The organism is Psychrobacter sp. NPDC078501 (assembly GCF_044900935.1).
Lineage (GTDB): Bacteria > Pseudomonadota > Gammaproteobacteria > Pseudomonadales > Moraxellaceae > Psychrobacter.
Genome location: NZ_JBJDOS010000002.1, coordinates 36,860 through 62,992 on the forward strand (window position 1 = coordinate 36,860; position 26,133 = coordinate 62,992).

The 26,133-nt window shown below is 42.8% G+C and carries 22 protein-coding genes and 1 tRNA gene; 11 read left to right on the forward strand and 12 right to left on the reverse strand.

What is annotated here, in order from left to right; genetic code table 11:
- The first annotated feature begins 30 nt into the window (after positions 1-30).
- From ACI2IW_RS03135 to map, 4 genes are all read left to right on the forward strand, one after another.
- Complete coding sequence (locus tag ACI2IW_RS03135; RefSeq protein ID WP_404692619.1) at positions 31-1,047, forward strand: arginase; 1,017 nt, start codon at positions 31-33, stop codon at positions 1,045-1,047.
- 96 nt (positions 1,048-1,143) lie between these two features.
- Positions 1,144-2,547, forward strand: a complete 1,404-nt coding sequence (locus ACI2IW_RS03140) for a YjiH family protein (protein ID WP_404692620.1) — start codon at positions 1,144-1,146, stop codon at positions 2,545-2,547.
- 188 nt (positions 2,548-2,735) lie between these two features.
- Entirely contained in the window at positions 2,736-2,942 is a 207-nt protein-coding gene (locus ACI2IW_RS03145; protein WP_057761037.1) for a ParD-like family protein, read from the forward strand.
- The gene (gene map / locus ACI2IW_RS03150) at positions 2,935-3,708 is read left to right on the forward strand and encodes a type I methionyl aminopeptidase (protein WP_404692621.1); all 774 of its coding nucleotides are present in this window, start codon (positions 2,935-2,937) and stop codon (positions 3,706-3,708) included. The genes ACI2IW_RS03145 and map overlap by 8 nt, the downstream gene beginning before the upstream one ends.
- 185 nt (positions 3,709-3,893) lie before the next feature.
- Here the strand turns inward: map and ACI2IW_RS03155 are convergent, their stop codons facing one another.
- Positions 3,894-5,552, reverse strand: a complete 1,659-nt coding sequence (locus ACI2IW_RS03155; RefSeq protein WP_404692622.1) for an isovaleryl-CoA dehydrogenase — start codon at positions 5,550-5,552, stop codon at positions 3,894-3,896.
- 107 nt (positions 5,553-5,659) lie between these two features.
- Here ACI2IW_RS03155 and ACI2IW_RS03160 point away from each other — a divergent pair, with 107 nt between their 5' ends.
- Positions 5,660-6,463, forward strand: a complete 804-nt coding sequence (locus ACI2IW_RS03160) for a PaaX family transcriptional regulator (protein WP_404692623.1) — start codon at positions 5,660-5,662, stop codon at positions 6,461-6,463.
- Between the two features lie 123 nt (positions 6,464-6,586).
- Here the strand turns inward: ACI2IW_RS03160 and cadR are convergent, their stop codons facing one another.
- Positions 6,587-7,018 carry a Cd(II)/Pb(II)-responsive transcriptional regulator gene (cadR, locus tag ACI2IW_RS03165; RefSeq protein WP_404692624.1) on the reverse strand — a complete coding sequence of 144 codons (432 nt, stop codon included), beginning with the start codon at positions 7,016-7,018 and terminating at the stop codon, positions 6,587-6,589.
- Between the two features lie 199 nt (positions 7,019-7,217).
- Between cadR and ACI2IW_RS03170 the strand changes: the two genes are divergently transcribed.
- Positions 7,218-9,410, forward strand: a complete 2,193-nt coding sequence (locus ACI2IW_RS03170; protein WP_404692625.1) for a heavy metal translocating P-type ATPase — start codon at positions 7,218-7,220, stop codon at positions 9,408-9,410.
- Between the two features lie 62 nt (positions 9,411-9,472).
- Here the strand turns inward: ACI2IW_RS03170 and ACI2IW_RS03175 are convergent, their stop codons facing one another.
- Complete coding sequence (locus tag ACI2IW_RS03175; RefSeq protein ID WP_290177554.1) at positions 9,473-9,901, reverse strand: MgtC/SapB family protein; 429 nt, start codon at positions 9,899-9,901, stop codon at positions 9,473-9,475.
- Between the two features lie 100 nt (positions 9,902-10,001).
- Here ACI2IW_RS03175 and ACI2IW_RS03180 point away from each other — a divergent pair, with 100 nt between their 5' ends.
- Positions 10,002-10,088: a helix-turn-helix domain-containing protein gene (locus ACI2IW_RS03180; protein ID WP_404692978.1), complete on the forward strand. Its 87-nt coding sequence runs from the start codon at positions 10,002-10,004 to the stop codon at positions 10,086-10,088.
- Positions 10,089-10,329: 241 nt separating this feature from the next.
- On the opposite strand, the gene ACI2IW_RS03185 is transcribed toward ACI2IW_RS03180, so the two are convergent.
- A tRNA-Val gene (locus ACI2IW_RS03185) sits at positions 10,330-10,406 on the reverse strand.
- A gap of 311 nt (positions 10,407-10,717) precedes the next feature.
- Here ACI2IW_RS03185 and ACI2IW_RS03190 point away from each other — a divergent pair.
- Entirely contained in the window at positions 10,718-11,695 is a 978-nt protein-coding gene (locus tag ACI2IW_RS03190) for a glutathione S-transferase family protein (protein WP_404692626.1), read from the forward strand.
- 88 nt (positions 11,696-11,783) lie between these two features.
- Here the strand turns inward: ACI2IW_RS03190 and hemB are convergent, their stop codons facing one another.
- From hemB to ACI2IW_RS03215, 5 genes are all read right to left on the reverse strand, one after another.
- On the reverse strand, positions 11,784-12,791 hold the full coding sequence (gene hemB, locus ACI2IW_RS03195; RefSeq protein ID WP_101206356.1) for a porphobilinogen synthase: 1,008 nt from the start codon (positions 12,789-12,791) through the stop codon (positions 11,784-11,786).
- Positions 12,792-13,230: 439 nt separating this feature from the next.
- Positions 13,231-15,045 (reverse strand): efflux transporter outer membrane subunit, encoded by a 1,815-nt coding sequence (locus tag ACI2IW_RS03200; protein WP_404692627.1) that lies wholly within the window; start codon positions 15,043-15,045, stop codon positions 13,231-13,233.
- Entirely contained in the window at positions 15,042-18,272 is a 3,231-nt protein-coding gene (locus ACI2IW_RS03205) for an efflux RND transporter permease subunit (RefSeq protein ID WP_341609692.1), read from the reverse strand. Before ACI2IW_RS03205 ends, ACI2IW_RS03200 begins: the two co-directional genes overlap by 4 nt.
- Positions 18,273-18,306: 34 nt before the next feature.
- Positions 18,307-19,707, reverse strand: a complete 1,401-nt coding sequence (locus ACI2IW_RS03210; RefSeq protein WP_404692628.1) for an efflux RND transporter periplasmic adaptor subunit — start codon at positions 19,705-19,707, stop codon at positions 18,307-18,309.
- Between the two features lie 809 nt (positions 19,708-20,516).
- A complete protein-coding gene (locus tag ACI2IW_RS03215) occupies positions 20,517-21,542 on the reverse strand; it encodes a polyprenyl synthetase family protein (RefSeq protein ID WP_404692629.1) in 1,026 nt (341 codons plus the stop codon).
- Positions 21,543-22,111: 569 nt separating this feature from the next.
- Between ACI2IW_RS03215 and rplU the strand changes: the two genes are divergently transcribed.
- From rplU to lolA, 3 genes are all read left to right on the forward strand, one after another.
- Positions 22,112-22,423 carry a 50S ribosomal protein L21 gene (gene rplU / locus ACI2IW_RS03220; RefSeq protein ID WP_057761012.1) on the forward strand — a complete coding sequence of 104 codons (312 nt, stop codon included), beginning with the start codon at positions 22,112-22,114 and terminating at the stop codon, positions 22,421-22,423.
- Between the two features lie 91 nt (positions 22,424-22,514).
- Positions 22,515-22,772: a 50S ribosomal protein L27 gene (gene rpmA / locus ACI2IW_RS03225; RefSeq protein WP_021813611.1), complete on the forward strand. Its 258-nt coding sequence runs from the start codon at positions 22,515-22,517 to the stop codon at positions 22,770-22,772.
- A 414-nt stretch (positions 22,773-23,186) separates the two neighbouring features.
- The gene (gene lolA, locus ACI2IW_RS03230) at positions 23,187-23,870 is read left to right on the forward strand and encodes an outer membrane lipoprotein chaperone LolA (protein WP_404692979.1); all 684 of its coding nucleotides are present in this window, start codon (positions 23,187-23,189) and stop codon (positions 23,868-23,870) included.
- 120 nt (positions 23,871-23,990) lie between these two features.
- Here the strand turns inward: lolA and scpB are convergent, their stop codons facing one another.
- The 3 genes from scpB to ACI2IW_RS03245 form a co-directional block, all read right to left on the reverse strand.
- A complete protein-coding gene (gene scpB, locus ACI2IW_RS03235) occupies positions 23,991-24,551 on the reverse strand; it encodes an SMC-Scp complex subunit ScpB (protein ID WP_404692630.1) in 561 nt (186 codons plus the stop codon).
- 124 nt (positions 24,552-24,675) lie between these two features.
- The gene (locus ACI2IW_RS03240; protein ID WP_404692631.1) at positions 24,676-25,512 is read right to left on the reverse strand and encodes a segregation and condensation protein A; all 837 of its coding nucleotides are present in this window, start codon (positions 25,510-25,512) and stop codon (positions 24,676-24,678) included.
- Positions 25,513-25,517: 5 nt separating this feature from the next.
- Complete coding sequence (locus tag ACI2IW_RS03245) at positions 25,518-26,129, reverse strand: O-methyltransferase (protein WP_404692632.1); 612 nt, start codon at positions 26,127-26,129, stop codon at positions 25,518-25,520.
- Positions 26,130-26,133 lie beyond the last annotated feature (4 nt).

Sequence of the window (26,133 nt, forward strand, 5' to 3'; positions counted from 1 at the left end):
GTCATTTGAATATAGAAAAATAGGAGTTCAATGCCAGATTTGGACTCAAATGATGGAAAAATTGTTTTATTTAATAGAGACAAAATAATGAATGATTTAATGAAAAACGTGCGAATAGTAGAAGTTTATTCAGATGTCGCAGGGCATAAAAAAGGCGCGTCACTAGGAATCGATGCGTTGCGCGCGTCATCAAAAGAGATGAATGCAGACTACTATGAAAAATTGCAACTTGATAGTATAAAAAATGAATATATACATGAAGAAGAGTCATCATTTAAGCATGCAAAATACGCCGATGTCATTGAACCTGTTATTTCTAAATTGGCGCATAAAATCAAAGATATAAGAAACGAAAATCAATTTCCGATTGTTATTGCAGGTGATCATTCTAGCTGTGCGGGCACCATGCACGGTCTAAAAATGGCACATCCTGATGCTGAAATCGGCGTGGTTTATATAGACGCACACGCCGATTTTCACTCACCATATACCAGCGGATCAGGAAATATGCATGGCATGCCTTTGGCAATGGCTTGTGCCATTGATAATTTGGAATGTCAGCGTAACGAGCTTTCTGAAAAAGAAAAAGAGTATTGGGAAAAGTTGAAGTTTATGGCATCGAGCGAGCCATCAATTAAGCCAGAAAACGTGGTGTTTTGTGCCGTTAGAGACTATCAAGAAGAAGAGATGGATCTAATTAGAAGACATAAAATCCCTTTATATAGCGTGGCTGAGATAACCCAAAAAGGCATCAGTTCTACCGTAGAGGAAATCTTCAAAAAACTAGAATATTGTGATCATATCTATGTCTCGTTTGATGTTGATAGTGTCGACCCTTTATATGTTCCAGGCACCGGTACACCTGCAATGAATGGCCTGTCATACGAGCAAGCGATGCAACTTAACATAGAGTTAATCAAGAATAAGAAAGTATGCTGCTGGGAAATGGCAGAGATAAATCCTTTGTATAACAACTCAAAAGATGACTCGACCAGAATATTTAAAATTTTAGAAAAAGTGACCCACACACTTTTGAGCAATTACTAGTACTGAATATTTAAAATGAGTAAAAGAATCTAGCCTAAAGGGGTTTGTTAAAACCTTCTTTAGGTTGGTTAAAAAGGGACTGCGAGTAAAAATAATATGGACATTATTAAAGCCAGCGCTGCAAGTCGAGATGTTAGCGGTATCAATATCAGACAATTTTTGAAGTTCTTTATCCCATCTATTATAGGTTTGATGCTTTTCGTATTTCCAATTCCTTATGTTGACGGTAAGTTTGTCACCTATGCAGAAGGATTTACCATTCCTATATCTGTATTGAAGGATTATATACAGGGTTATATCGGTAACCTTTTGCCGTTATTGGTTGTCACCTCAATCATGATTACCTTGTGTTGTACCTTATATACTAAAATCATGAAACCTGCATTTATTCTGAATAATGCGTTTCTAAATAATTTATTAAACGTTACAACGCCTTGGCTTGTTATTAGGATGCTTGGTGCGTTCTTTGTTGTCGTGACCTATTTTAAATTTGGGTTTGAGTCAATATATTCAGACAATATTGGCGGCTTAATATTATATGAGTTAATGCCAATACTTTTTATCGTCTTTTTCTTGGCTGGATTGCTGCTACCATTATTGCTTGATTTTGGCTTGTTAGAATTTTTTGGGGTTCTACTAAGTAAAGTAATGAGACCTTTATTTGGCTTGCCAGGTAGGTCATCTGTAGATTGTTTAACGTCATGGTTGGGCGATGGCACTATCGGTGTGTTATTAACCGATAAACAATTGGAAGGTGGGTTCTATACCAAAAAAGAAGCGGCAATTATTGCTACAAGTTTTTCAGCAGTGTCGATTACATTCTGTTTGGTTGTCATTTCTCAGGTTAAGCTCGAAAGCTACTTTATCAATATGATTGGGGTCGTTGCTTTATGCGGCATTGTTTGTGCGCTAATAGTTCCAAGGTTATTACCTTTATCTAGAATTGAAGATACTTATACTATCGAAAACAGTGATAGAGATCATGAAACCATTCCCGAAGGAAAAACGTTATTTACCCACAGTTTACATAAAGCTGTCCAAAAAGCAGATAAGAGCCCAAGTTTTCTTACTTTCTTAAGAGATGGGCTAAAAAATATTTTGGATATGTGGATTGGAATATTGCCTGTCGTTATGGCAATTGGCACTATGGGTCTAATCGTTGCAGAAGAAACACCTGTATTTGATTATTTAGGTATGCCGTTTATTCCATTCTTAGAATTATTGAACATACCTTTTGCTGCAGAAATGTCAAAAACGATTATGGTAGGTTTTGCCGATATGTTTTTGCCAGCTATTATCGGTTCTTCAATCGAGTCAGAACTAACTCGATTTGTTATCGCTTGCTTGTCAGTGTCTCAATTGATCTATATGTCAGAAGTCGGCGGATTGATTTTAGGGACAAAAATTCCCGTGAGCTTTTTTCAACTATTAGTCATTTTTCTATTGAGAACCATTATCTCGTTACCAATCATTGCGGTGTGTGCTCATATGATTTTTTAAATAGAACTTTCTAAAAGTTGGCTACACTACGTCTAAAAAAACCACCTTGATAGGTGGTTTTTTGCTATCAGTATTAAGCTATAGTTTAATTCAAATAATTTCGATATAAGGAAATCGAGTTCAAGCGATACATAATTTCTTGCAACCATACAAAAATAGATATACGTTTCGTATATTAAGATATTTTTATGGGTATTGTTAAAATTGATGATGAACTGCATGAAGATATTCGTAAAGCAAGTGCCGTCATGGTGCGCTCCATCAACGCTCAAGCTGAATATTGGATGAAGATAGGCATGCTTGCTGAAGCCAACCCCAATATGTCTTACAACCAAATTATCAATGAGCAAATGAGACAAGCTGATGTCAATGTAAGGAACCTTATAGATGGATAAGGTCATACTTAAAAGCGCAGCAGAATTGGAAATCATGCGCGATTCTGGGCGACTTCTCGCCTCTGTCTTTGATTATCTTGATGAGCAAATTACAGTTGGTACTTCTACGATGGATATCAATAACCTTGCTGAGCATTATATCGTCAATCAGTTAGGTGCGCGTCCAGCCAGTAAGGGTCAGTATGGTTACCAATATGCATTGAATACCTCAGTGAATAACGTGGTCTGTCATGGCATTCCTTCAGAGCAGCAAATACTCAAATCGGGTGATATCGTGAATGTGGATATTACCCTAGAACAAGGGGGTTTTATCGCTGATTCTAGCAAAATGTATTTGATAGGTGAGGTGTTGCCCCTTGCAAAACGCTTGGTTGATCAGACCTATGAAGCGATGTGGGAAGGAATACGAGTGGTGAAACCTGGAGCAACGCTAGGTGATGTTGGTCATGCCATCCAAAGTTACGCTGAGCAGCAGGGCTATTCTGTAGTGCGAGAGTATTGCGGTCACGGTATTGGACGCGAAATGCATGAGGGACCGCAAGTTCTACATTACGGACATCAAGGAAAAGGTCTAGTCCTACAAGAAGGTATGACATTTACCATTGAACCGATGGTCAATCAAGGTAAAGCCAAAGTTAAAGTCAAAAAAGATGGTTGGACCGTAATCACCAATGATAAAAAGCTATCTGCTCAGTGGGAGCATACCATTGCGGTTACTTCTGACGGCTATGAAGTTCTCACTCTTCGAAATGATGAGCTTATTTAAACGATTTAACATTTGAACGGCTATTCGGTAAGGCATTTTTATAATTCAGAAGCGCCTTTTTTAGTGTTTTATGTGACCATTATTTGAGCCCGTTATGGCTGAGAATAAAGTGACTGACATTAAGGGCAAAAGCCTCTGCTATGATTACAATCAGTAGCAAAGGAATATTTTATATACAAAGATATCTACAGAACTGCTTTTGTCGCGCCAGCCGCCCGTTCGATCAATAAATCCACGGGAGCATCAGGACTTAATGTACCAAAGGCCAGTCCATGCTCATTCCCAATCCTAGAACGACAGAATGCTTGAGCGATCTCCGTATGTTCAGTCTGTAGTAGTATCGAAGCCTGTAGCATCAATGCTAGGCGCTCAATCACATAGCGACTACGGAACTCCAGGGTTTGCGTATCCTCAAATCGCTCTATTAGTAGGTTTAGTTCTGCATCATAATCAGCATTTTTCCCTGCTGCCTGCTGCAGTTCCTTAAATAAAGCTCGCTGAGTTTCTGGTTCCTTTTTTAAGGCACGCAGCACATCTAGACATTGCACATTGCCACTGCCTTCCCAGATTGAGTTTAGCGGTGCTTGCCTGTACAGACGCGGCATAATAGTCTCTTCGACATAGCCATTACCGCCCAAACACTCTTGTGCCTCATTGATAAAAACGGGCGCGCGTTTGCATATCCAATACTTCCCAATCGCAGTAGCAATACGAGCGAGCGCGGCTTCATGAGGGTCTGTTTCTAACCTATCAACAGCGCGCGCAATACGCATTGTTAGGGCTAGAGCCGCTTCTGACTCTAAGGCTAAGTCTGCCAATACATTACGCATAATAGGCTGGTTGACTAATAATTTACCAAAGGCCTCACGCTGACTGGTGTGATGAATCGCTTGAACGATCGCTTGGCGCATTTGAGCTGAGGAGCCAATCATACAGTCAAGTCGGGTTAGCGCGACCATCTCGATAATGGTAGGAATGCCGCGACCTTCAACACCCACTAGCTCACCGAATGCACCTTGAAACTCTACCTCGGAGGAAGCGTTTGCCCAATCTCCTAATTTATCTTTTAAGCGTTGAACTTGTACGGCATTAGGTGTCCCATCAGGCCGAAAACGTGGTACTAAAAAGCAACTAGGACCACTATCAGATTGAGCCAAAACGAGATGAGCATCACACATTGGCGCTGAGAAAAACCATTTATGCCCAACGATTTCATAAGAGCCATCTGCTTGTCGTGTGGCTCGAGTCGTATTGCGGCGTAAGTCTGACCCACCTTGTTTTTCTGTCATGCCCATACCCATCGTACAGCCTAGCTTTTCTTCCATGGGCAAGCTACGCGGATCATAGTGTTCGGATAATAGCTTTGGCAGCCATTTTTCGGCCAGTGCTGGCGAATGACGTAGGGCAGGGATAGCGGCATAGCTCATAGACATGGGACAACCAAATCCAGCTTCAGGCTGTGAGCCGAGATACATGACTGCCGCCCGAGCCACGTGAGCACTATCACGCTCTTCATTGCGCCAAGCAAAATTGCTCATGCCATATTTCATTCCTGCACGCATCAGATCATGGTAAGCCGGATGAAATTCTACTTCATCTATACGCCGCCCATAGCTATCAAAGTTGCGTAATTTAGGCTTGTTTTCATTGGCTAAGAATCCGCTAGTGATCAGATCTCCACCAGTCAGTGCGCCAAACTCTTTCAAGTGACTTGCTGCCCAAGCAGCACCCTCTCGTGCGACAGCTTCTTTGAGCGCTGTATCTGTTTCCCATGCATTATAATTGGCTAAGGCAAAAGGTTGATTCTGCACCTCATGGGTCTTAAATTGATTTACAATTGACATGATGATTATCTTCCCTGATTTTAAATGTCATTTACTAAGTTTCAGTAGTTAAGTAACTTACACGATCAGTATTACATATAAAAAATAATTCCGTCAATAGGTGTAATATGAACAAACCAACGCCTCGTTTATTGCTTTTACGCTTACTTATGGTGGCAGAAGCAAACACACTTAGTGCTTCCGAAGCGGTGCTGGCAGGCTCTATCTTTGGTATGACAGAAAATAGTATACGTGTGACGTTGGCTCGTCTGATCCAAGCGGATCTTGCTGAGTTGATTGGTCCTGCCACCTACAGACTCGGACCGAAAGCTCAAAAATTGGGCGCTGATGTGGCCTTATGGCAGACAGCAGATAAAAGAACGATAGAATCCGATGGCTCATGGATAGCGGTAGCTACAGGTGGGTTACCTCGCAGTGACCGTAAAGCGCTGCGTGCTCGTGCTCGCGCTTTATCATTATTGGGGTTTCGTGAACTAGATAAGGGGCTTTATCTGCGCCCTAATAATTTATTAGGCGGTGTCGATGTCGTCCGTAAGCGTCTATTGGACTTGGGGTTAGAAGATGAAGCCGCAGTTTTTAAAGCCAATGAATTTGATGAGGTTAGGCAGAAAAAAGCACGAGCACTTTGGTCAGACATGCATCTTGAAAAGCATTATAAGGAGAAGTCGCAGCAGCTCACCGACTGGCTAAGTGGTTTGGATGATTTGCCGTCCCACGTGGCGCTTCGAGAAATATTCATGCTTGGAGATGCAGGTATCCGCAGTGTTGTTTTTGACCCTCTACTTCCTGCTCCCTTAGTAGATGAAGAAGCACGGCAAAAGTATTTTGAGACGGTGCGACGTATTAATGAAGAGGGTAGGCGTCTATGGTTTGCGTTTTTTGAAGAGGCCAAATCGTTAGAATCTGTTTAACCAAGTCATTAGAATCAGTTTAAATAGATAAAGTGAAATGGTGGCATAGTAATTATCAGACAGCAGAGACACTATCTATAGCAATGAATAAGCATTAATTATTTGCAGCTATTCAGATAGTATTTACTGTGAGCCATATGGCGAATTTTCATGACAAGAATGATCAGCAAGCGCATTTAATATGCCACATGACTTCGCTGGTGCGCTACTGACGCATTTCTGCCGCAAAACACTTAAGTGTTTTTTTAACTGCTTTAGCTCTTCTATACGTGTTTCTACAGCACGGATATGTTCATCCAATAAGGTATCGACATCAGCGCAATCTCTGCTAGGCTCTTCCCAGTACTTAAGTAAAGTCCGTACTTCATCTAGCGTCATATCGAGTGTGCGACAGTGCAGGATAAACTGTAGACGTTCAATATGGCTTTCACGATATAAGCGATAATTCCCCTCACTACGCGCAGGCTCTGGTAATAGCTTTTCTTTTTCATAATAGCGAATGGTTTCTACTGTAGCGCCTGTACGCTTAGCAAGTTCTCCAATTTTTATTAGCATAGTTATTCCAAAGTTATCTCACAGTTCTCTTGAAGTTATTACAAAGTCATTTCAAAATTGAAAACATTAAAGTAACTATAAGGTTTAGCCCTAAGTAAATCAAGTTTATACAATTGCATATAAACGGCCTTGACTCTGAAGCCACTAGAGGGTTCACAATAGCGTTATCAAATGAATTCTTATAATGAGGCAGTTTATTATGCAATATCGTATTGAAGGTATGGACTGTGCCAGTTGCGTCAGAAAAATTGAAACTGCATTAGAACGTATGCCTGGTGTCTCTGACATACAGCTTAATTTTGCGACTGAAAAGTTAGAGCTATCGCTTGCCCCTGATTCAGATACTCAGTACAGCGATATTGAAAAGACCATCAAGCGTCTGGGTTTTGGCATATCTGCCACTACTGATCAAGCAAACGCAGCAGACAGCATTAGTTATAATCTATTAGATACGCAGCAACAGCGTTGGTGGCAAACCAGAAAAGGTAAGCAAGTGGTTGGTCTCGGCGTCTTGATGAGCGTCGCCTACGCGTTGGCATTACTTTTTCCTGATTATGGCATGTGGGCATTTGCTATTGCCGTCGTTGTGGGTGTTTTCCCTTTTGCCCGAAAGTCTATGACCTTGGCAATGACAGGCACCCCGTTTTCAATTGAAATGTTGATGTCTATCGCGGCAATTGGCGCGCTTATTATTGGTGAGGCTGAAGAGGCGGCAGCGGTTGTCTTTTTGTTCTCCGTCGGTGAATTGTTAGAGGGTGTGGCAGCAGATCGTGCCCGTGCTGGCATCAGAGCATTGGCATCATTGGTTCCAAAGACTGCGATTTTACTTGATGCACAAGGCGGACAACGTGACGTTCCGGCAGCTTCGTTGCAGGTCGATGATCTGGTATTGGTACGTCCTGGCGATAAAGTATCCGCTGATGGTGTCATTGTTCAAGGTAGCTCTAGTCTTGATGACTCACCTGTTACTGGCGAATCAATTCCCGTTGCCAAGGCGATAGGTGATACGGTATTTGCAGGATCAATCAATATGGATGGAGCGCTGCAAATCCGTGTACAAAAGACAGCTGCTGACAACACCATTGCACGCATTATTGCTCTTGTAGAGCAGGCGCAAGCCTCTAAAGCCCCTACGGCTCGTTTTATTGAAAAATTTAGTCGTTATTACACCCCAGCGGTGATGGCTATCGCTGCACTGGTTATTATCGTTCCGCCGCTAACGATGGGCGGAGAATGGGCGACTTGGTTATATCGTGGTTTTGCACTGTTGCTAATCGCCTGTCCTTGCGCGCTTGTACTATCTACTCCGGCTGCCATTGCATCAGGATTGGCTGTCGGTACACGCCGCGGTTTACTTATCAAAGGGGGCAGCGCTTTAGAAACCATTGGTCGCGTGAATATTGTCGCTTTTGATAAGACAGGTACGTTGACTAAAGGCAAGCCACAGGTGACCGATGTTATTGCCTTTACACAGAAGCAATCAGTACACGAATATCCAGGATCTGAAGGTCATAATGAGATACTAGCGCTGTTTGCCAGCGTTGAGTCCGCTTCTAGTCATCCACTGGCAAAAGCGATTATTGATCATACCAAAGCCGCTAATATCTCTATACCGATAGCTTCAAATGCCTATGCTACTGCGGGAAAAGCAGTACATGCAACGGTAGCCGGGCGCCCTTTAGCCATTGGATCACCGGTTTATGCTGCCACTGAAACATCGATATCACTAGAACAAGATGCAAAAATTGAAGCACTACAAAACGAGGGTAAGACGGTCTCAGTTTTGTTCGATGAGCAGAGCTGCGAAGTGCTTGGGTTGGTTGCGCTACGAGACGAATTGCGAGAGGATGCTCAGGCAGGAGTGGCACAGCTCAAAGCGATGGGTGTGCGCTCTGTGATGCTGACAGGTGATAACCATCTGACGGCACAGGCTCTTGCTAGTCATTTAAATATAGAATGGAAAGCTGAGCTATTGCCCGAAGATAAGCTACGTTTGCTCAATGAGATGAAGGATAATAGCAAGATAGCAATGATTGGTGATGGTATTAATGATGCGCCAGCATTAGCAACCGCAGATGTGGGCATTGCCATGGGTGGCGGCACGGATGTCGCTATCGAAACGGCCGATATCGCATTATTAAAAAGTCGTGTTACAGACGTTGCTTATCTCATTGCCTTATCGCGCGCAACCATGTCCAATATTCATCAAAATGTGATGTTTGCGCTTGGTCTAAAATTCATATTTCTAATCACTACTTTACTAGGTATTACCAGACTATGGATTGCTGTGATAGCGGACACTGGTGCAACGGTACTAGTAACTCTCAATGCTTTACGCTTGTTAAGGTTTAAAGGAGCTCAACCACTAACAACTTTGTCCAATGCAAAGTAAGTATGAAGTTATTGTTAAAATCGCGGTTTGATTCTCTATTCTAATGACTAAGAGTGGCATCGTTAAGATTTTGGTTTAAAAGGTTTTGAGAATTGTAGGATCAAAAAACCAACTATTGATAAGATGATAGCAATCTCATAGCGACTATACGCCACCGATATCCCAATGGCGGCTGTATTCCACAATCCAGCCGCAGTAGCAGTACCCTTTGCGCCACTTTCATTTTTAAAGATAGCGCCACCGCCAATAAAACCCATTCCAGTGATTATGCCATACATAATTCTAGCCTCAGCATCGGCGTCTTGATAAATGTCCATGCCCACTAGCATAAAAGCACATGAAGCAATCGTGACTAAAGGAAAAGTCCTCAAACCTGCACCATTATCTTCAAGTTCACGGTTAAGCGCGATTGGTAGTGACAATATGAAAGCAATACCTAATTGAAAGGCATGATACACCAGAACATTTAGACTAAAATCGAAGTTAAACATAGTAATAACTCAGAAGATATTTATGGCATGGTTTACTTTAAAAAATATAAGTATAAATAAAGAATAACAGAAATTAGTAAGTCGTAGTGTCTAAGATCTAATTGATAAAATTTGTGAGGCACTAGATATCGAAGTAGGTGATTTATTTACTTATGTACCTAACGAGTCGCTAGATAAAGAGAAGTAAATAAATCTTGAGAGTGTTTTAGATAATTTGGGGTAGAGGTCAAAAGTGCTACTCTGGAAGGAATGCTAAATAGAGAGCAGGCACAACTTAGGCACAATTTGGGCACACACGTTTTTTGATGACGTTTGCTGAAAGTGAGAAAAGAGGAAATTTGAATCGACGTATAGTTTCCTTTTCCGCTACAGCCCATATTTTACGGACAAAAAAAAGCCCCAATCTTAAGATTGGGGCTTTTCGAATCTGGTAGGCGTAATCGGATTCGAACCAACGACCTCTACCATGTCAAGGTAGCGCTCTAACCAACTGAGCTATACGCCTATTTAGGTTGAGCATTTTAGCAAGTTTCCCAGACTTTGCAAGTCTTTTTTAGCTTAAACCTCTTTTATTATCATAATATCTGCTATTCAGGCTTATATTAGTTATTTAGATATATTTTTGTGTATATTTACTAAACAATAAATTTAAACGGTTTAGTTTTTATTGTTAATAAACGGGGTGACGCTAATGATTAAACCCTTATAACTGGTATGATATCTCCCTAAACAACGTAATCGTCATGATAATAATGGCTTAAAGTCAGTCATGCTGACTAAGCGTTAAACAAATATTAAAAACAGTTGGAGAATAACATGGGTCTCTTGGTAGACGGGCAGTGGCAAGACAAGTGGTATGAGACAAAGGAGAGTGGCGGCCGCTTTCAGCGTGAAGATGCTGGTTTTAGAAACTGGGTAACGGTAGATGGTAGCGCAGGGCCTACAGGTATTGAGGGCTTTAAAGCCGAACCTGACCGCTATCATTTATACGTGTCGCTAGCCTGTCCTTGGGCACACCGTACCCTTATCTACCGCAAGCTTAAAGGCTTAGAAGACATCATTCCGATATCTGTAGTACATCCATATATGGGTGAGTATGGTTGGACGTTTGCAGAAGGTGCAGGCGTCGTTGCTGATCCAGTTATCAATGCAGACTATGCCTATGAGCTGTATACCAAGGCAAAGCCAGACTATACAGGCCGAGTCACCGTACCTATCTTGTGGGATAAAAAAACAAACACAATTGTGAGTAATGAGTCATCTGAAATCATTCGCATGTTTAACTCTGCCTTTGATGAGATTGGTGCGCTAGCAGGTAATTTTGTGCCAGCAGAGTTATTACAAGAAATTGATGATATCAATACCTTTGTCTATTCAACTATCAACAATGGCGTGTATAAGACAGGATTCTCTACCACACAAGAGGCTTACGAAGAGGCCGTGATTGAGCTGTTTGCGGCATTAGATACACTTGAGACGCGCTTAGCACATCAGCGTTATCTCACAGGTAGCACTATAACTGAGGCAGATTGGCGACTGTTTACGACGTTGGTTCGTTTCGATGCTGTCTATGTTGGGCACTTTAAATGCAATCTGCGTCGTATCGTTGACTATCCAAACCTTTGGGGCTATCTGCGTGACTTATATCAGGTACCTGGTATCGCAGAGACGGTAAATATGAATCATATCAAGCAGCATTATTACACCAGTCATGCCAATATCAACCCCACGCGTATTGTCCCTACTGGCCCAGTGCTTGATTTTAATGAAACACATGACCGTGCACGTCTATAGTTTTATTTATCAGAAGATATTCAAAAAAAGCCCCAGCGACTAATAGGTAGCTGGGGTTTTTACATTATAAAAGTTAGTGTAATTACTATTAGGCATTGTTTAGCTGGCGGGCCGCTTCTAGAGCGAAGTAGGTCAAGATGCCATCAGCACCAGCACGGCGGAAGCCAATCAGCGACTCTAAAATTACTGCATCACTTAACCAGCCGTTTTGAATGGCTGCCATATGCATGGCATATTCGCCTGAGACTTGATACGCAAAGGTGGGTACGCCAAAGGTATCTTTGACTTCACGAATCAAATCAAGATAAGGCTGACCTGGTTTGATCATGACCATATCTGCGCCTTCGTTGATATCCATAGCCACTTCATGTAGCGCCTCAGCACGATTGCCAAAGTCCATCTGATACTGTTTCTTATGGCCACCTTTTAGGTTGCCAGCACTGCCAACGGCATCACGGAATGGACCGTAGTAGGCAGACGCATATTTGGCTGAGTAAGCCATAATAGCCGTATTCACAAAACCTTCTGCTTCAAACGCGTCACGCATGGCCTTGATACGGCCGTCCATCATGTCACTAGGAGAGATGATATCTGCACCGGCGCGCGCATGTACCAACGCTTGCTTGACCAATACTTCGATGGTTGCATCATTGATGACGTAACCACTGTCATCAAGTAGACCATCTTGACCATGTGAGGTATAAGGGTCTAGCGCTACGTCAGTCATGACGACCATTTCTGGCACAGCATCTTTGACCGCTTTTATCGTACGTGCAGTTAGGGCGTTTTCGTCATAAGCGGCGCTACCGTCTGGTGTTTTCAAGGCGTTATCGATCACAGGGAAAAGGTCGATGGTTGTGACACCTTCTGCTAACAGTTCTTTGGCATAGTTGATAAGCAAATCAATCGACAAGCGTTCAACGCCCGGCATACTAGCAATGGTTTCGCGCTGGTTTTCACCCTCTAATACAAAGACAGGGGCAATAAAGTGCTTGGGATGCAGCTCCACTTCACGAATCATTGAACGTACATTGTCGTTGTAGCGCAGACGACGTAAGCGAGTAGCAGGGTATTGACGGTTAAAGGTATAGCTCATAATAATTCCTTGTGATTGTTTTAGGGCGTGTCCTCATTTTAAAAATGGTGATAAAAATGAGATAAATTGCCGTCAAACAAGGAAAATAGCGCAGATAATATCGGGATATTAACCAGCTATTTAACGATGTTTGGCAAAATTTAGCCATTTTTAGCCCGTTTAGATATGATCAATTGAATTGAGGACACGCCCTAATAGTTATCATATTACATGGTTAAAATAATATCGCTATAAGCGGTATTTTATAGAATTAGCTTATCAAAATCTGTGCTTTATAAGTGGCTGTATATAAAGAGAGCTTACATAAAGTGAGCCTACTATAACCAAAAGACGTTAATAAAAGCAAAAAGCCCCACCACGTTAAATCGGTAGGGCTGATAGTACGTATCGACTGTCAATATGATGATAGAGCTGCGTCATCAGATTAAGGCTGGGTCATTTAAGGCTCAACAATCTGGGTCACAGGAACTTGCTCAACACTATTATTATTGAAGCGAGTCTCTTCAGTGACCACGCCGACAGCGGCATCCTTCTTACCATCATCATTAACATCGACGATAGCAGTCGGTTTAAAAGTAGTCGTTTCTACCGCTTGCGACTGCTTGATGGCTACAGCTTCTTGCGGCGTAGTCACACGCGCTGAACCAGCTGCTTTGATGGCATTTGTCGCTTTGGTTTTTGCACTAGTAGCAGTTCCAGTGACAATCTGTGCCAAGTTAGTGTGCTGCGGTACAGGAATGACAGACGGTACATCAAGGTTCGCACCGCCACCAAGCGCTTGGTACAACTCAATCTGGCTAACGATTTTCTGTAGCTCTAAATCTAGGATACCTTGCTGAGTAGAGAACAGTGAACGCTGCGCGTCAAGTACGTCCAGATAGTTCGAGATACCTGCTTTAAAGCGCGCATCTGCTATCTGATAGGTCTGCTCAAAATTATCCTGCAGACGATACTGCGCCTCTAACTGCTCACCGAGCGTCGCACGTGTAGCAAGTACATCTGACACTTCGCGGAATGCCGTTTGGATAGAGCTCTCATAACTAGCAAGCGTTTGCTCACGTTCGATTTGAGCCACATCATAGTTGGCATCTAAACGGCCTGCATCAAAGATAGGGACGCTAACGCTAGGTCCAAACGACCAGCCAACGGCACCATTTTTGAACAAGTCATTTAAGCTGCCGCTACTGACGCCCACACTACTGGTCAAGCTAATAGATGGGAAGTAAGAGGCACGGGCCACTTCGATATTCGCACCAGCAGCTTTTAGGTTATATTCTGCCTGTAGTACATCAGGGCGATAACGTAGTAATTCACTTGGTAGACCGGCATTGAATATCTGCTGGCTAGTGATATTACTGACGGCAGGTGTTGGGATAAGTTCGTTTGGAATAGCGCCACCAACCAAGTACTGCAATGCATTGCGTGATTGAAGAACGCTGGTCTGGGCACGTAATACAGCAAGCTTGGCATTTTCTAATGAGGCAGAAGACTGTAGTGAAGGTAGCTTAGGATCAATACCTGCTTCAAAACGTTTATCCGCGATAAATAATGAACGCTCACGGCTTTCAACTGTAGCTTCAGCCAGTTTTAATTGCGCTAAGCTATAACTTAGGTTGGCGTAGCTTTGGGCAATATTACTAATCAAGCTGATTTGGGTCGCATCTTTGGCTGCTGTGGTCGCCAAGAAATTCTGCAATGCTTGATCTTTTAAGCTTGAAATTTTACCCCAAAAGTCGAGCTCGTAATTGGCAAGGCCCAAGTTGACACTGTAGCTACTACTAGCGTTTCGATCAGTACGATTCTGTGCTGAACGAGTATAACCAGCACTGCCATTAATAGCAGGTAAGTCATTAATATCGGTAATCTGATACTGTGCACGAGCTTTTTCAATAGCTAAGCGCGCACTCTCAAAGTCTTTGTTGTTTTCAAGACCGAGAGCAATCAGACCCTTTAGGCGCTCATCGCTATAAAAATTCTGCCAGCGCTGACTGGCGATGCTTGCTTGGTCAGCACTACTGACAGTCTCTTTATCAAATGCACCGTAAGATTGCTGCATAGGAATATTCGGCTCTGCTAGCACAGGACGCATATCCGCTTTTGGAATAGTGTTACAAGCGGCCATGCTGATTGCCAATGCAGTCAGCCCTAACAGGCGGCCACTGCTTTTGCGCAAACGAGATAGTGCTGGCTGCGCATCGATAGCTGTAATAGCTACCGATGACGAGTTGATGATAGATGTTTTTTGAGCACTCATTGTGTATTGTCTCCAAGACTTGCAGGCTGATAACTCTCAGAAGGTGTTGGGTTATGCGAGTTAGGCGTACCATTGCCACCATCTTTATCATTGGGTGTGTTGTTCTCATATTTATGCGGGAACGCACTACGCACCCAGATATAGAACATTGGGATAAAGAAGATACCTAAGAGGGTTGCTGTGATTACCCCACCAACAACACTAGTACCAATAGCGTTTTGACTGCCTGAACCTGGCCCATTCGCCAAGAATAATGGCACAACACCCAGACCAAAGGCAAGTGAGGTCATGATAATCGGACGCAAACGCTGGCGTGCTGCGGTCATGACGGCCTCTCTGAGACTGTAACCTTCTTCTTGGTGTTCTTTCGCAAATTCAATAATCAAAATGGCGTTTTTGGCGGACAGACCAACGACAGTCAGTAGACCAACTTGCAAGTAGATATCATTGGCAAAACCACGTAGCCAGGTAAATATCACTGCACCCAATACGCCAAGTGGAATCACTAGTAACACAGAGAAAGGAATCGACCAGCTCTCATACAAAGCCGCCAAACATAAGAAGACAACTAGGATTGAAAGCGCATAAAGCATCGGCGCTTGGGCACCTGATTTTTGCTCTTCCAATGACATGCCTGTCCACTCATAACTGATACCCTCAGGTAGCTTGTCTATCATCGCTTCCATCGAGCTCATTGCTTCACCAGTACTTAGTCCTGGTGCGGCGCTACCTTGGATGTTCATTGACGGTAGGCTGTTGTAACGAGTAAGACGCGGTGAGCCTGACTGCCACTCACTACTAGAGAATGCATCGAACGAAATCATATCATTCATGTCATTTCGTACATACCATTTACCAATATCATCAGGGTTGGTACGGCTACTGGCTTCACCTTGTACATAGACGCGTTTGATACGGCCACGATCGATAAAGTCATTAACGTAGCTTGAGCCCCACGCTGTTGAGATAACGCTATTGATATTGCTTAGTGACAGGCCATAAGCCGCCGCTTGTTCTTGATTGATATTTATTTTAAGTTGTGGCGAGTCTTCTTGACCGTTAGGACGTACGCCAGCCACTTGATCGTTCTGTGCGGCCATACCTAAGAGCATGTTTCGAGCTTCAAGTAGCCCGTCATGTCCGAGGTTGCCACTGTCCTGAATCATTAAGTCAAAACCACTGGCATTACCAAGCTCAGTAATCGCAGGTGGGACGATGGCAAATACTTGTGCCTCGTTTAGCTGCGTAAAGAAGTACCCCATTGCTCGACCAGCGACAGCTTGAGCGGTGTTTTCATCGCCCGAGCGTTCCTCCCAGTCTGATAAGCGCACAAACGCCAGACCCATATTCTGACCTTGACCTGCAAAACTAAAGCCTGCAATGGTAAAGACCGAAGCGATATTATCGGTTTCTTGGGTATCGTAATAGTTTCTGACTTTATCCAATACGTCCTGCGTCTCATCTAACGTAGAGCCAGCCGGAAGCTGAACCAAGGTAAACATAATACCTTGATCTTCTTCTGGTAAAAACGAGCCTGGAATACGTAAGAACACGACCGCCATGATACCGATGATGGCTGCGTAGCCGATCATATATAACCATTTAAAACGAATACTTTTGCCTACAAAGTTTTCGTAAGAACGGCTAAGTTTGAAGAAGCCGCGGTTGAACCAACCAAAGAAGCCTTTTTGCTTTTCGGTACTGCCTTTTTCATGACTTTTGCCACGTTTTAGCAATGTCACACATAGGGCAGGGGTGAATACAAGCGCGACCATGGCAGAGAGCACCATGCTGGTAATCAGCGTAATAGAGAACTGACGATAAATCACACCTGTTGAGCCACCAAAGAAGGCCATCGGTACGAATACTGCGGACAAGATAAGCGCAATACCAATAACGATTTTACTGATTTCACCCATCGACTGGATAGTTGCGTCTTTGATAGAGATGTGAGGATCTTCTTCTAGTATTCGCTCGACGTTCTCTACGACGACGATCGCATCATCGACCAGTAGACCGATGGACAATACCATGGCAAACATGGTCAATACGTTGATACTAAAGCCAGCAACGTATAGCACTGCAAAGGTACCTAATAGAACCACAGGTACTGCAAGCGTTGGAATAATGGTTGCGCGCCAGTTCTGTAAGAAAATGAACATGACGATAAATACTAAGACAATAGCCTCAATAAGTGTATGTACTACTTGCTCGATAGAAAGCTTCACGAATGGCGTTGTGTCATAAGGAACAACTGATGCTAGACCTGTTGGGAAGTTTTGCTCCAGCTCTGCCATACGCGTGGCAACCGCTTCGCGAGTTTCAAGCGCGTTAGCACCACCCGCAAGCGAAATACCTAGACCAGCGGCTTCTTGTCCATTATATAAAGACAAAATACTATAGTTTTCACTACCGATTTCGACATCTGCTACATCGCCCAAACGTACTTGCGCACCAGAAGTATCCGTTTTTAGTAGAATGTTTTTGAACTCTTCAGGCGTTTGTAGATAGCTTTGAACAGTAACAGTGGCGTTGATAACTTGTTTGTCTGTGTCGGCAGGTGCTTGCCCCAATTGACCAGCAGATACCTGAGCATTCTGTGCTCGTATCGCATTGACGACATCTGAAGGTATCATGTTGTAGCTACGTAGGCGTGATGGGTCTAACCAAACACGCATCGCATAAGTAGAACCAAAGACCTGAACGTCACCCACACCTTCGACACGACTGATCGAATCGAGGACGTTAGAGTTAATATAATCGGCAATATCAGACCGATCCATATTGCCGTCTTCAGAGATAAACGCCTGTACCATCATAAAACTGCTAGATGATTTATTGACGTTGACACCTTGACGCTGCACTGATTCAGGTAGCGAGCTCATCGCGGCTTGTAGTTTATTCTGTACTTGTACTTGCGCAGTATCAGAGTCGGTACCATTTTCAAAGGTTAGCGTCACTGACGCACTACCATTCGACGAGCTCGACGATGACATATACATCAGGCCATCTAGGCCTTTCATACGCTGCTCAATGATCTGTACTACTGAGTTTTCTACGGTTTGCGCATTGGCACCAGGATAGCTTGCACTAACTGAAATCGTTGGTGGTGCGATACGTGGATATTGTTCAATCGGTAGATTAAGAACGGATATCACCCCGATGAGCATGACCAAAACAGCCAGCACCCATGCAAAAATAGGGCGATTAATAAAAAAACGTGACATAGTATATCCCTAAGTCTTCCTGTCTTGAATGGAATTAGTTGGCAGCGGCTTCTGTTGGTTTTTTGGTAGAAGTCTCGTCGCCAGCTGGCTTTTTATCCATCGTTTTTGCGGCTTGCTGCGGCGTTTTGGTATTAGTCGCATTTGGTGCAGCTGGTGCCGGATTTGCGCTTTCTAACGGTTTGGCGACCACTTCTTGGTCAGGTTTGACCTTAGCACCGCCAATCACAACCACTTTGTCACCTGCTTTCAAGCCTTCAGTGACGACCCATTGTCCATCGTAAGTACCATTAATGGTGACCGGACGTACTTGGATTTTATTATTTTCGTCAACGATATAGACTTGCGTCTCACTCTTAGGCGTACGAGTGACCGCACTTTGCGGGACAAGGGCTGCGTTGGTAATAACACTCTGTGTCAAACGTGCCGTGACATACATACCTGGTAGCAGGATATTGTTGCTGTTTGGGAAAATAGCACGCAAAGTGACAGCGCCTGTTGACTCATCAACTTTGGCTTCAGATAGTGCAAGCTTACCGCGTACTGGATAGACAGAACCATCTTCTAGTACCAATTCAACTGAGTTCATACCTGGCTGAGCAGTACCATCTGCTATCTGCTGACGAAGCTTTAGCAATTCAGAAGAAGACTGGCTGATATCGACGTAGATAGGGTCTAAGCGTGAAATAGTCACCAATGGATCTGCTTGACCAGCACTGACTAGAGTACCAGCAGTGACGCTAGAGCGATCAGTACGACCGGTAAGCGGTGCGCGTACGATTGTACGGTTTAGATCTAAGGTACTGGCTTCTAAACCTGCTTTTGCGGTCTGAATGCCTGCTTTTGCACTCTCAATACCTGCTTGAGTTTGACCGACAGCGGCGGCGGCACTTTGTACAGCTGCTTGTGCCGTACGCACGGCTGTTTGTGCTTGATCGTACTGCTGCTTTGAGATGGCATCAATACTGACCAGACCTTGCAGACGTTGTAAGTCATTTTGCGCTTGTGCTAATGACGCTTGACGACTGACCAACTCAGCTTTTGCATTGGCATTGTTTGCCACAGCAGTTTGATAGTTAGCCTGTGATTGCTGTACGGCAGCTTGGCCACTCGTTACAGATGAGGCATAGTTGTCAGTGTTGATGCGATACAGTGGCTGACCTTTTTTGACGTTGCTTCCTTCACGGAATAGTACTTCGTCAATCACACCGTTGACCTGTGGGCGGACGTCGGCAGTTTGATAAGCTGCAGTACGACCAGAAAAAGTTTGTACTTGAGGGACGGTATCGAGAGTGACTGTCTGAACGTTGACAACCGCAGGCGGCATTTGCTGCTGTGCGGCTTGCTCACCAGCGGCGTCCTCGTTGTTGTCACAGCCAACCAGTACAGCTCCAGATAGTACAGATGCTATTACAAGCGCAAGATAAGAGTGCTTCATCAATGTCCTCGGCAATATATATAAATAGTGACAGTATAAAAATCGATCAATAAGTTTGGCGTACTGAATATAAGGGTCTTGCTAATGCTAAACAAAAAGAATAAATAGCCTAAGCTAGCATTATTTATTCCAGTTTCAGATTATCCAGTTAGCGAAATATGACTAATAGAAAATCTGACATCGATATGGATTAAGTATCGAAAGGATTATTTAGCATTAATTGTTTAAGCAAACCACAGAATGGATTAATAAATTTAATGAGTCATTATAAACTATTGGGGTAACCCCACAGTCAAGTAGTTTGCGATATGAGCTGGACCGAAAAGCGGTAATATTACAGTTTACGAATTAATAGATTACCGTCATAGTAAGCGTCGTCTCTATTAACAGCTAATAGAACCATGCACAACCTAGTATCAAAATATATTGTAAACTTTTGTTATAAATCTAAAACCCTATAGTAACTAAGGTTTTTAAACGACAGAAAATCGACTTTGTGAACAAAATGACAATTTTAGCAACCCCTAATTACAGTCATAAAAAATAACTATCGCTATGTCCCTAACAAACGTCATCAAAATTTGACCGACTGTCAAAAAGCCTTATACGATTATAGTACTGCAAAGATGTATGAAACTTAAAGAAAGGTAACGATTTGGCTGACACACTAGTTTTTAAGAGGGTAGTTTTTAATTTATGAGCTTTTATTTATCAATTGCTAAAGAAATTTGCTAAAAAGCCATGCTAAAAAATTCTGTCAAAAAAAGAGTCGTCTTAATTAGTTAATAACACAGACGACTCAGCTTTAACTATACTAGTCGGGCGCTAGCGAGTTTAGTCAATTGATATAAGCCTGTACGATAACGGTTATCAGGTAGTGTGCTCAGTGCTTCTTGTGCCAGTTTGGTTTCTTCCAGTGCGCGCTGCTTACAATAAGCCAATGAGCCAGAACTACGTACCAATTCAATCAGCTGCTCAGCGTTTGGTGTCTTACCCGTTTGAACGGCGATACGTAACTGCTCATAGCCTTCAGTGTCGCTGTCTTTGAGTAGCTCGAGTGCTTTGATAGTCGGTAGGGTAGGTTTGCCTTCAGCAAGATCATCGCCTAGGTTTTTGCCCATCACTTCACTGTCGCCACTATAGTCGAGCACATCATCGATAATTTGGAACGCATTACCAAAATGCTGTCCGAAATAGCCCAATGCCGTCATATATTCTGTCTTGTCTTGTAATATAGCAGCACCTTGGGTCGCCATCATAAACAGGCGTGAAGTTTTGCCATCGATAATGCGTAAGTAATCTTCCTCTGTCGCGGCAGGGTTATGCTGATGCTGTAGTTGCAACACTTCGCCTTCAGCAATGTCACATGTCCCATCAGAGAACACTTGCAACAACGGCAAGCTCTGAAAACCAACCAACAGATTGAACGCGCGAGCAATCAAATAGTCACCGACCAACACAGCAGTGGCGTTGTCCCACGTCGCATTTGCCGTTGGCTTTCCACGGCGTTGCCCTGACTCATCGATGACATCGTCATGGACTAGGGTAGCGGTATGTAGCATTTCCGTGATAGCTGCTAGATGCATGGCCTTTTCTGATGGATTGTCATCAAACATACGTGCGCAGAGCAAGGTAATCAGCGGACGCATACGCTTGCCACCAGCATTGATCACATGTTGCGAGACGCTCATGACGAGTTGTACTTTTGAGTTCAAACTGCCAAATACTTGCTTGTCCATTACCTCAAAGTCATTGGCTACAATACTTTGAATATCAGCATAGCTAGGCGTCGATTGAGAGGCAGGCACGGTATTATTTAAAGAGGTACTAGTCATAATAAATAGTCATATTAATAAGAGTAAAGAGAGTTGATATAACCTTGGCTTTATCTATCTATAGGTAAGGTATTATTTCGCTTATGATAGCATAGCTATCTGCTTAAATTGTTGGTTAAAGTATATAGCACAAGTAGGTCAGGCGTATGATATGTGGGGCTTACTATGCCTACTGGATACAATAAGAACGATAAGAAATATCTTATGTTTTACAGATATATTCTCTAGCGCATTTTAAGCTTATTGGTCACATAAATGATTCATAAAAGGCTGTAAGTAACTGATTGCATAAGTTATAATGGCCGCTGTTGGGCTTAATCTATCACTTATCATTACTATTTCTCATGTTTATATTCGTATTGTCGTTTATCGACTTTCTTTGATGAACAGCCGTTATAGCTAAATGAGAGATGGTCATTAGTGTAACCACCTTGCAAAAACAAGAGGCGCGGCTTGCTTTTATGAGCAAAAAGCCGTAAAATCTTGCCTTTAATTTTTCCCTGTCGTGTTCGTCGTAAAAGCGTTGGTATAACATCAGCCACGGCACACGGGTTAAACGGAGTCATACAATGTACGCAGTAATCAAAACTGGTGGTAAACAGCACCGTGTAGTCGTCGATGAATTGCTTAAAGTTGAACTACTAAAAGCAGAAAAAGGCGAAACAATCAAATTTGAAGACGTGTTGATGGTTGTTGACGGCGATAACGTCAAAATCGGTCAGCCTGTTGTTGACGGCGCTAGCGTAGAAGTTGAAGTTGTTGAGCATGGTCGCGGCGAAAAAATCCGTATCATCAAGCACAACCGTCGTAAGCATTATCACAAAGAACAAGGTCACCGCCAATGGTACACCTTGTTAAAAATCAAAGCGATTAATGCCTAATTATCCATTTAGCAATTATTGCTAAATAGCGCACTAAATGCTTAAGAGTTATCGCATCAGCGATAAGTCAAATTAACAAGGAGATTTTCTCATGGCACATAAAAAAGCTGCCGGTTCGAGCCGTAACGGTCGTGATTCAAACCCAAAAATGCTAGGCGTAAAAATCTTTGGTGGCCAAGCTATCACAGCTGGTAACATCATCGTTCGCCAACGTGGTACAGAATTCCACGCAGGCGAAGGCGTTGGCATGGGTCGTGACCATACTTTATTTGCATTGAATGACGGTGTTGTAAAGTTTGCGACCAAAGGTAAATTTAACCGTCGTTATGTTACGGTTGAAAACGCATAATTATCTATTTAGATCGTTTTATTCTTTGGACAGAATGATCAGATAATTAAAAAAGCCCTTACTGCCTTATGGTAGTAGGGGCTTTTTACGTTTGTAGGGTGATATAAATTAATAATAATTCTTTTGAGCGATATTTTTAAAGCCACTATTATAATAATTATTATAGCTAAGAATTCTAAATGCAAACTTTTACCGTGTAACTGTATTGGTTACAAGCGTGTATGGCAGCCGTAGTAAAGATTGCAAATCATGACTAGGCGCGTAATAAAAAAACTGGCACACTGTTGCCATTGCTGATGGTTACCAGTTTTAGCTTGGTAAAATCAGTGTTTATAGAAAACAAAAATTTCAATAGAATATTTTATTTTTAGCGACAACTTTAAAGCGATTATGCTTTTTTAGAGAGGATTTATGATGAACTTATCTACGAAAAAATCAACCAAACAAAAATTGATGAGTGGTGCTTTAGCAGGTGTATTAATGACATCGCTAGGTATCGCAGCGCCAATGATGGCATTGACTCAAACGGCTACCGCAGCTCCTGCTGATAATCTAACAGCTGCCAAACGTTTGAACAAATTGCTGACCAATACCAAGAGTATGACGGCTAATTTTAGCCAAACGACCAAAGGCGCGAGTAGTGGTACGTTTAAAGGCTCTATGAGTGTCCAACGTCCAAATAACTTCCGCTGGGAAACCAAGTCACCATCAGAGCAGTTGATCGTTGCTAATGGTAATTCTATGTGGGTTTATGACAAGGATTTAGAGCAAGCGACTAAGCAGAATGTTGACAGTCAAGTAGGTAATACACCAGCGTTACTACTGTCAGGTGATCCAAGCAAGATTGATCAAAACTTTAAAATCACTCAGCCATATGACAACAAAAACTACTATGTGCTCTATCCTAAGTCAGACAGTGCAAGTTTCAAAAGTCTTTCAATAAGCTTTAGTGGTGGCAAACCTGTCATGATGGTATTGAATGACACCTTGGGTCAAACAACTTCTATCAAGTTTAGCGGTATCAAGATGAACCCAAGTATTGGTAGCAGTCAGTTTAAATTTACACCACCAAAGGGTGTTGACGTTATCAATCAGTAATTAACCAATATATTGCTAGGTTTTGATATCAGTTCAAAATTAGCAACGTAATAAAAAGGACAGATCCTATGCGGTCTGTCCTTTTTTGTGTGAGTAACTATATTTTGTTTAACAGAAAATTTAAGACATGGCTCGTATAGTTTCCATATCTGGCATAGGTGGTAATTCATCTAGATGGCTTAATCCAAACGCATCTAAAAACTGCGCAGTAGTATGCAGCAATGCAGGACGGCCCAGAGTATCTTTAAAACCTTTCTCTACAATCCATCCTTTATCAAATAACTGGCGCAGTATATTGCTCGATAATGTCACTCCGCGCACATGCTCGATATCACTGCGTGTCACAGGTTGCTTGTATGCAATGACACTTAGGGTTTCAAGTAAGGCTTGGCTCAAACGTTCCTGACGCTGCGGAAAAGTACGCTGGATTAGACTGCTGTAGTCATCAGATATCTGTAAACGATAACCGCTGGCGGTCTCATGTAGCCTAAGCACACCTGTATCTAAGCGTTGTTGCAGCACTTCCAAAATCTGATTTAATTCTTTGGTAGATAATGACAAATGTTTCTTTAACGCGTGAGCGGTCAGTGGTGCCTCTGAGGCATGCAGCAGCACCTCGATATGTTTACTCAACTCTTCCAAAGAATCATGCTGCGCTTCAGCTGATGGAGATGTAGTCATAGTTGTTGATTCTTGGGTCTCGTCATGCTGCTTTGGGTCTTCAATATCTACCATTTAAAGTATGCTCTTATTTCAATATTGTGATTTTGATAGAGAATGGGCTAGGAGACAGTCTTAGAGCCTGCTAGGCTAACCACTGTAACGTAAGTGCGGTAGGATCACTATCCATATCAGACGGTTCATCGTTAGAAACAGATTTGACGATGTTGCTATCTGTCTCAGTATGGACAACACCAACCAACTGCCGCTTTATAAGCTCAAGTACGGCGACGAAACTTACGACCACGCCTATTTTACCTTGTGCCTTGTCTAGTAGCTCATAAAAGGAGCGCGCCCCGTCCGTACTTAATTGCCTGCTAATACTGGCAATACGATCGGCAAGGGGTACTGCATCAACTTTGATCGTGTGCATTTGATAGTCGGGCTGTAGCTGCATTTTAAATAAGCTATCAATCAGCAAGTTAGGTGAATAGCTTGGCAGCTCCGCATTCATAACGTCTTGATTAGGCATACTAACCATTGCCAAAAACACATCGCGCTCTAGACGTACTAGATTGTCTAAGCGCTGACTGACCACTTTGATTTGCGCGTATTCTTCGAGGCGCTCGATTAGCTCTGCTTTTGGGTCACGCTCATCGGTTGGGGTATCAGGAGCAGGCAATAGCAGTTCGGTTTTGATAGCGATAAGCGTTGATGCCATAAGAAGATAATCACCCGCTAATTCAAAGTGCTCGGTATCCAATTCACCGATATAAGCTAAGTATTGCTCAGTGATGGGCAGAATAGGCATTTGGGTCAAATCGACGTTGTTCTTTTTGACCAAATACAACAGAAAATCTAATGGACCAGCAAATTGCTCTAACCAAATAGCAAATGCTTGCGGCGGTACATATAGATCTTCTGGCAAATGCTGTACTGGCGTCTGATAGATGCGCAGAGCAATGGTGTTGGATGTATCCATAATACTTAATGTTCCTGGCGTACTGCCATAAATAATCCAGCACCAACATCTAGCGTGTGACAAATATAACGAGAATCATTGGTGAATTCTGCTAAGAACGCACAAACCTCATCACGATGAGAGATGACATTGTCAACAATAAGCACACTACTGACGTCCAATGCGTTATGTAGACCTTGGGTATAATCCAGATAAAACTGCCGCTCTGCATCCAAAAATATTAGGTCAAAGACATCTTCATTGCTATTTAAAAAAATAAGGGCGTCTTGTACGATTAATCTAACAGAGTCAGATAGCCCCGTATTTTTCAAATGCTGGAGAGCGGCGTCACTGCGGCTTTTATCGATGTCTAACGATATAAAGTCATATTGAGCTTGATGACGTAGACCATAAGCCAACCATAGGGTCGAAAAATCCGTTGAAGTACCAATCTCTAATACTTTATTTGGCTTAGTTATCGTAGCAATATTGGCCAAAAATTCAGCAGACTCTGGCTCTACATGGCGGTGACGATCGAGTCTGTCTACTTGTTTAGAGTCATACGTACTGTCAGTTTTATATAAAGACTGGCAGTACGATAAAAAATGAGTACGCTCAAAAGATTTATGTACCGACATAAAT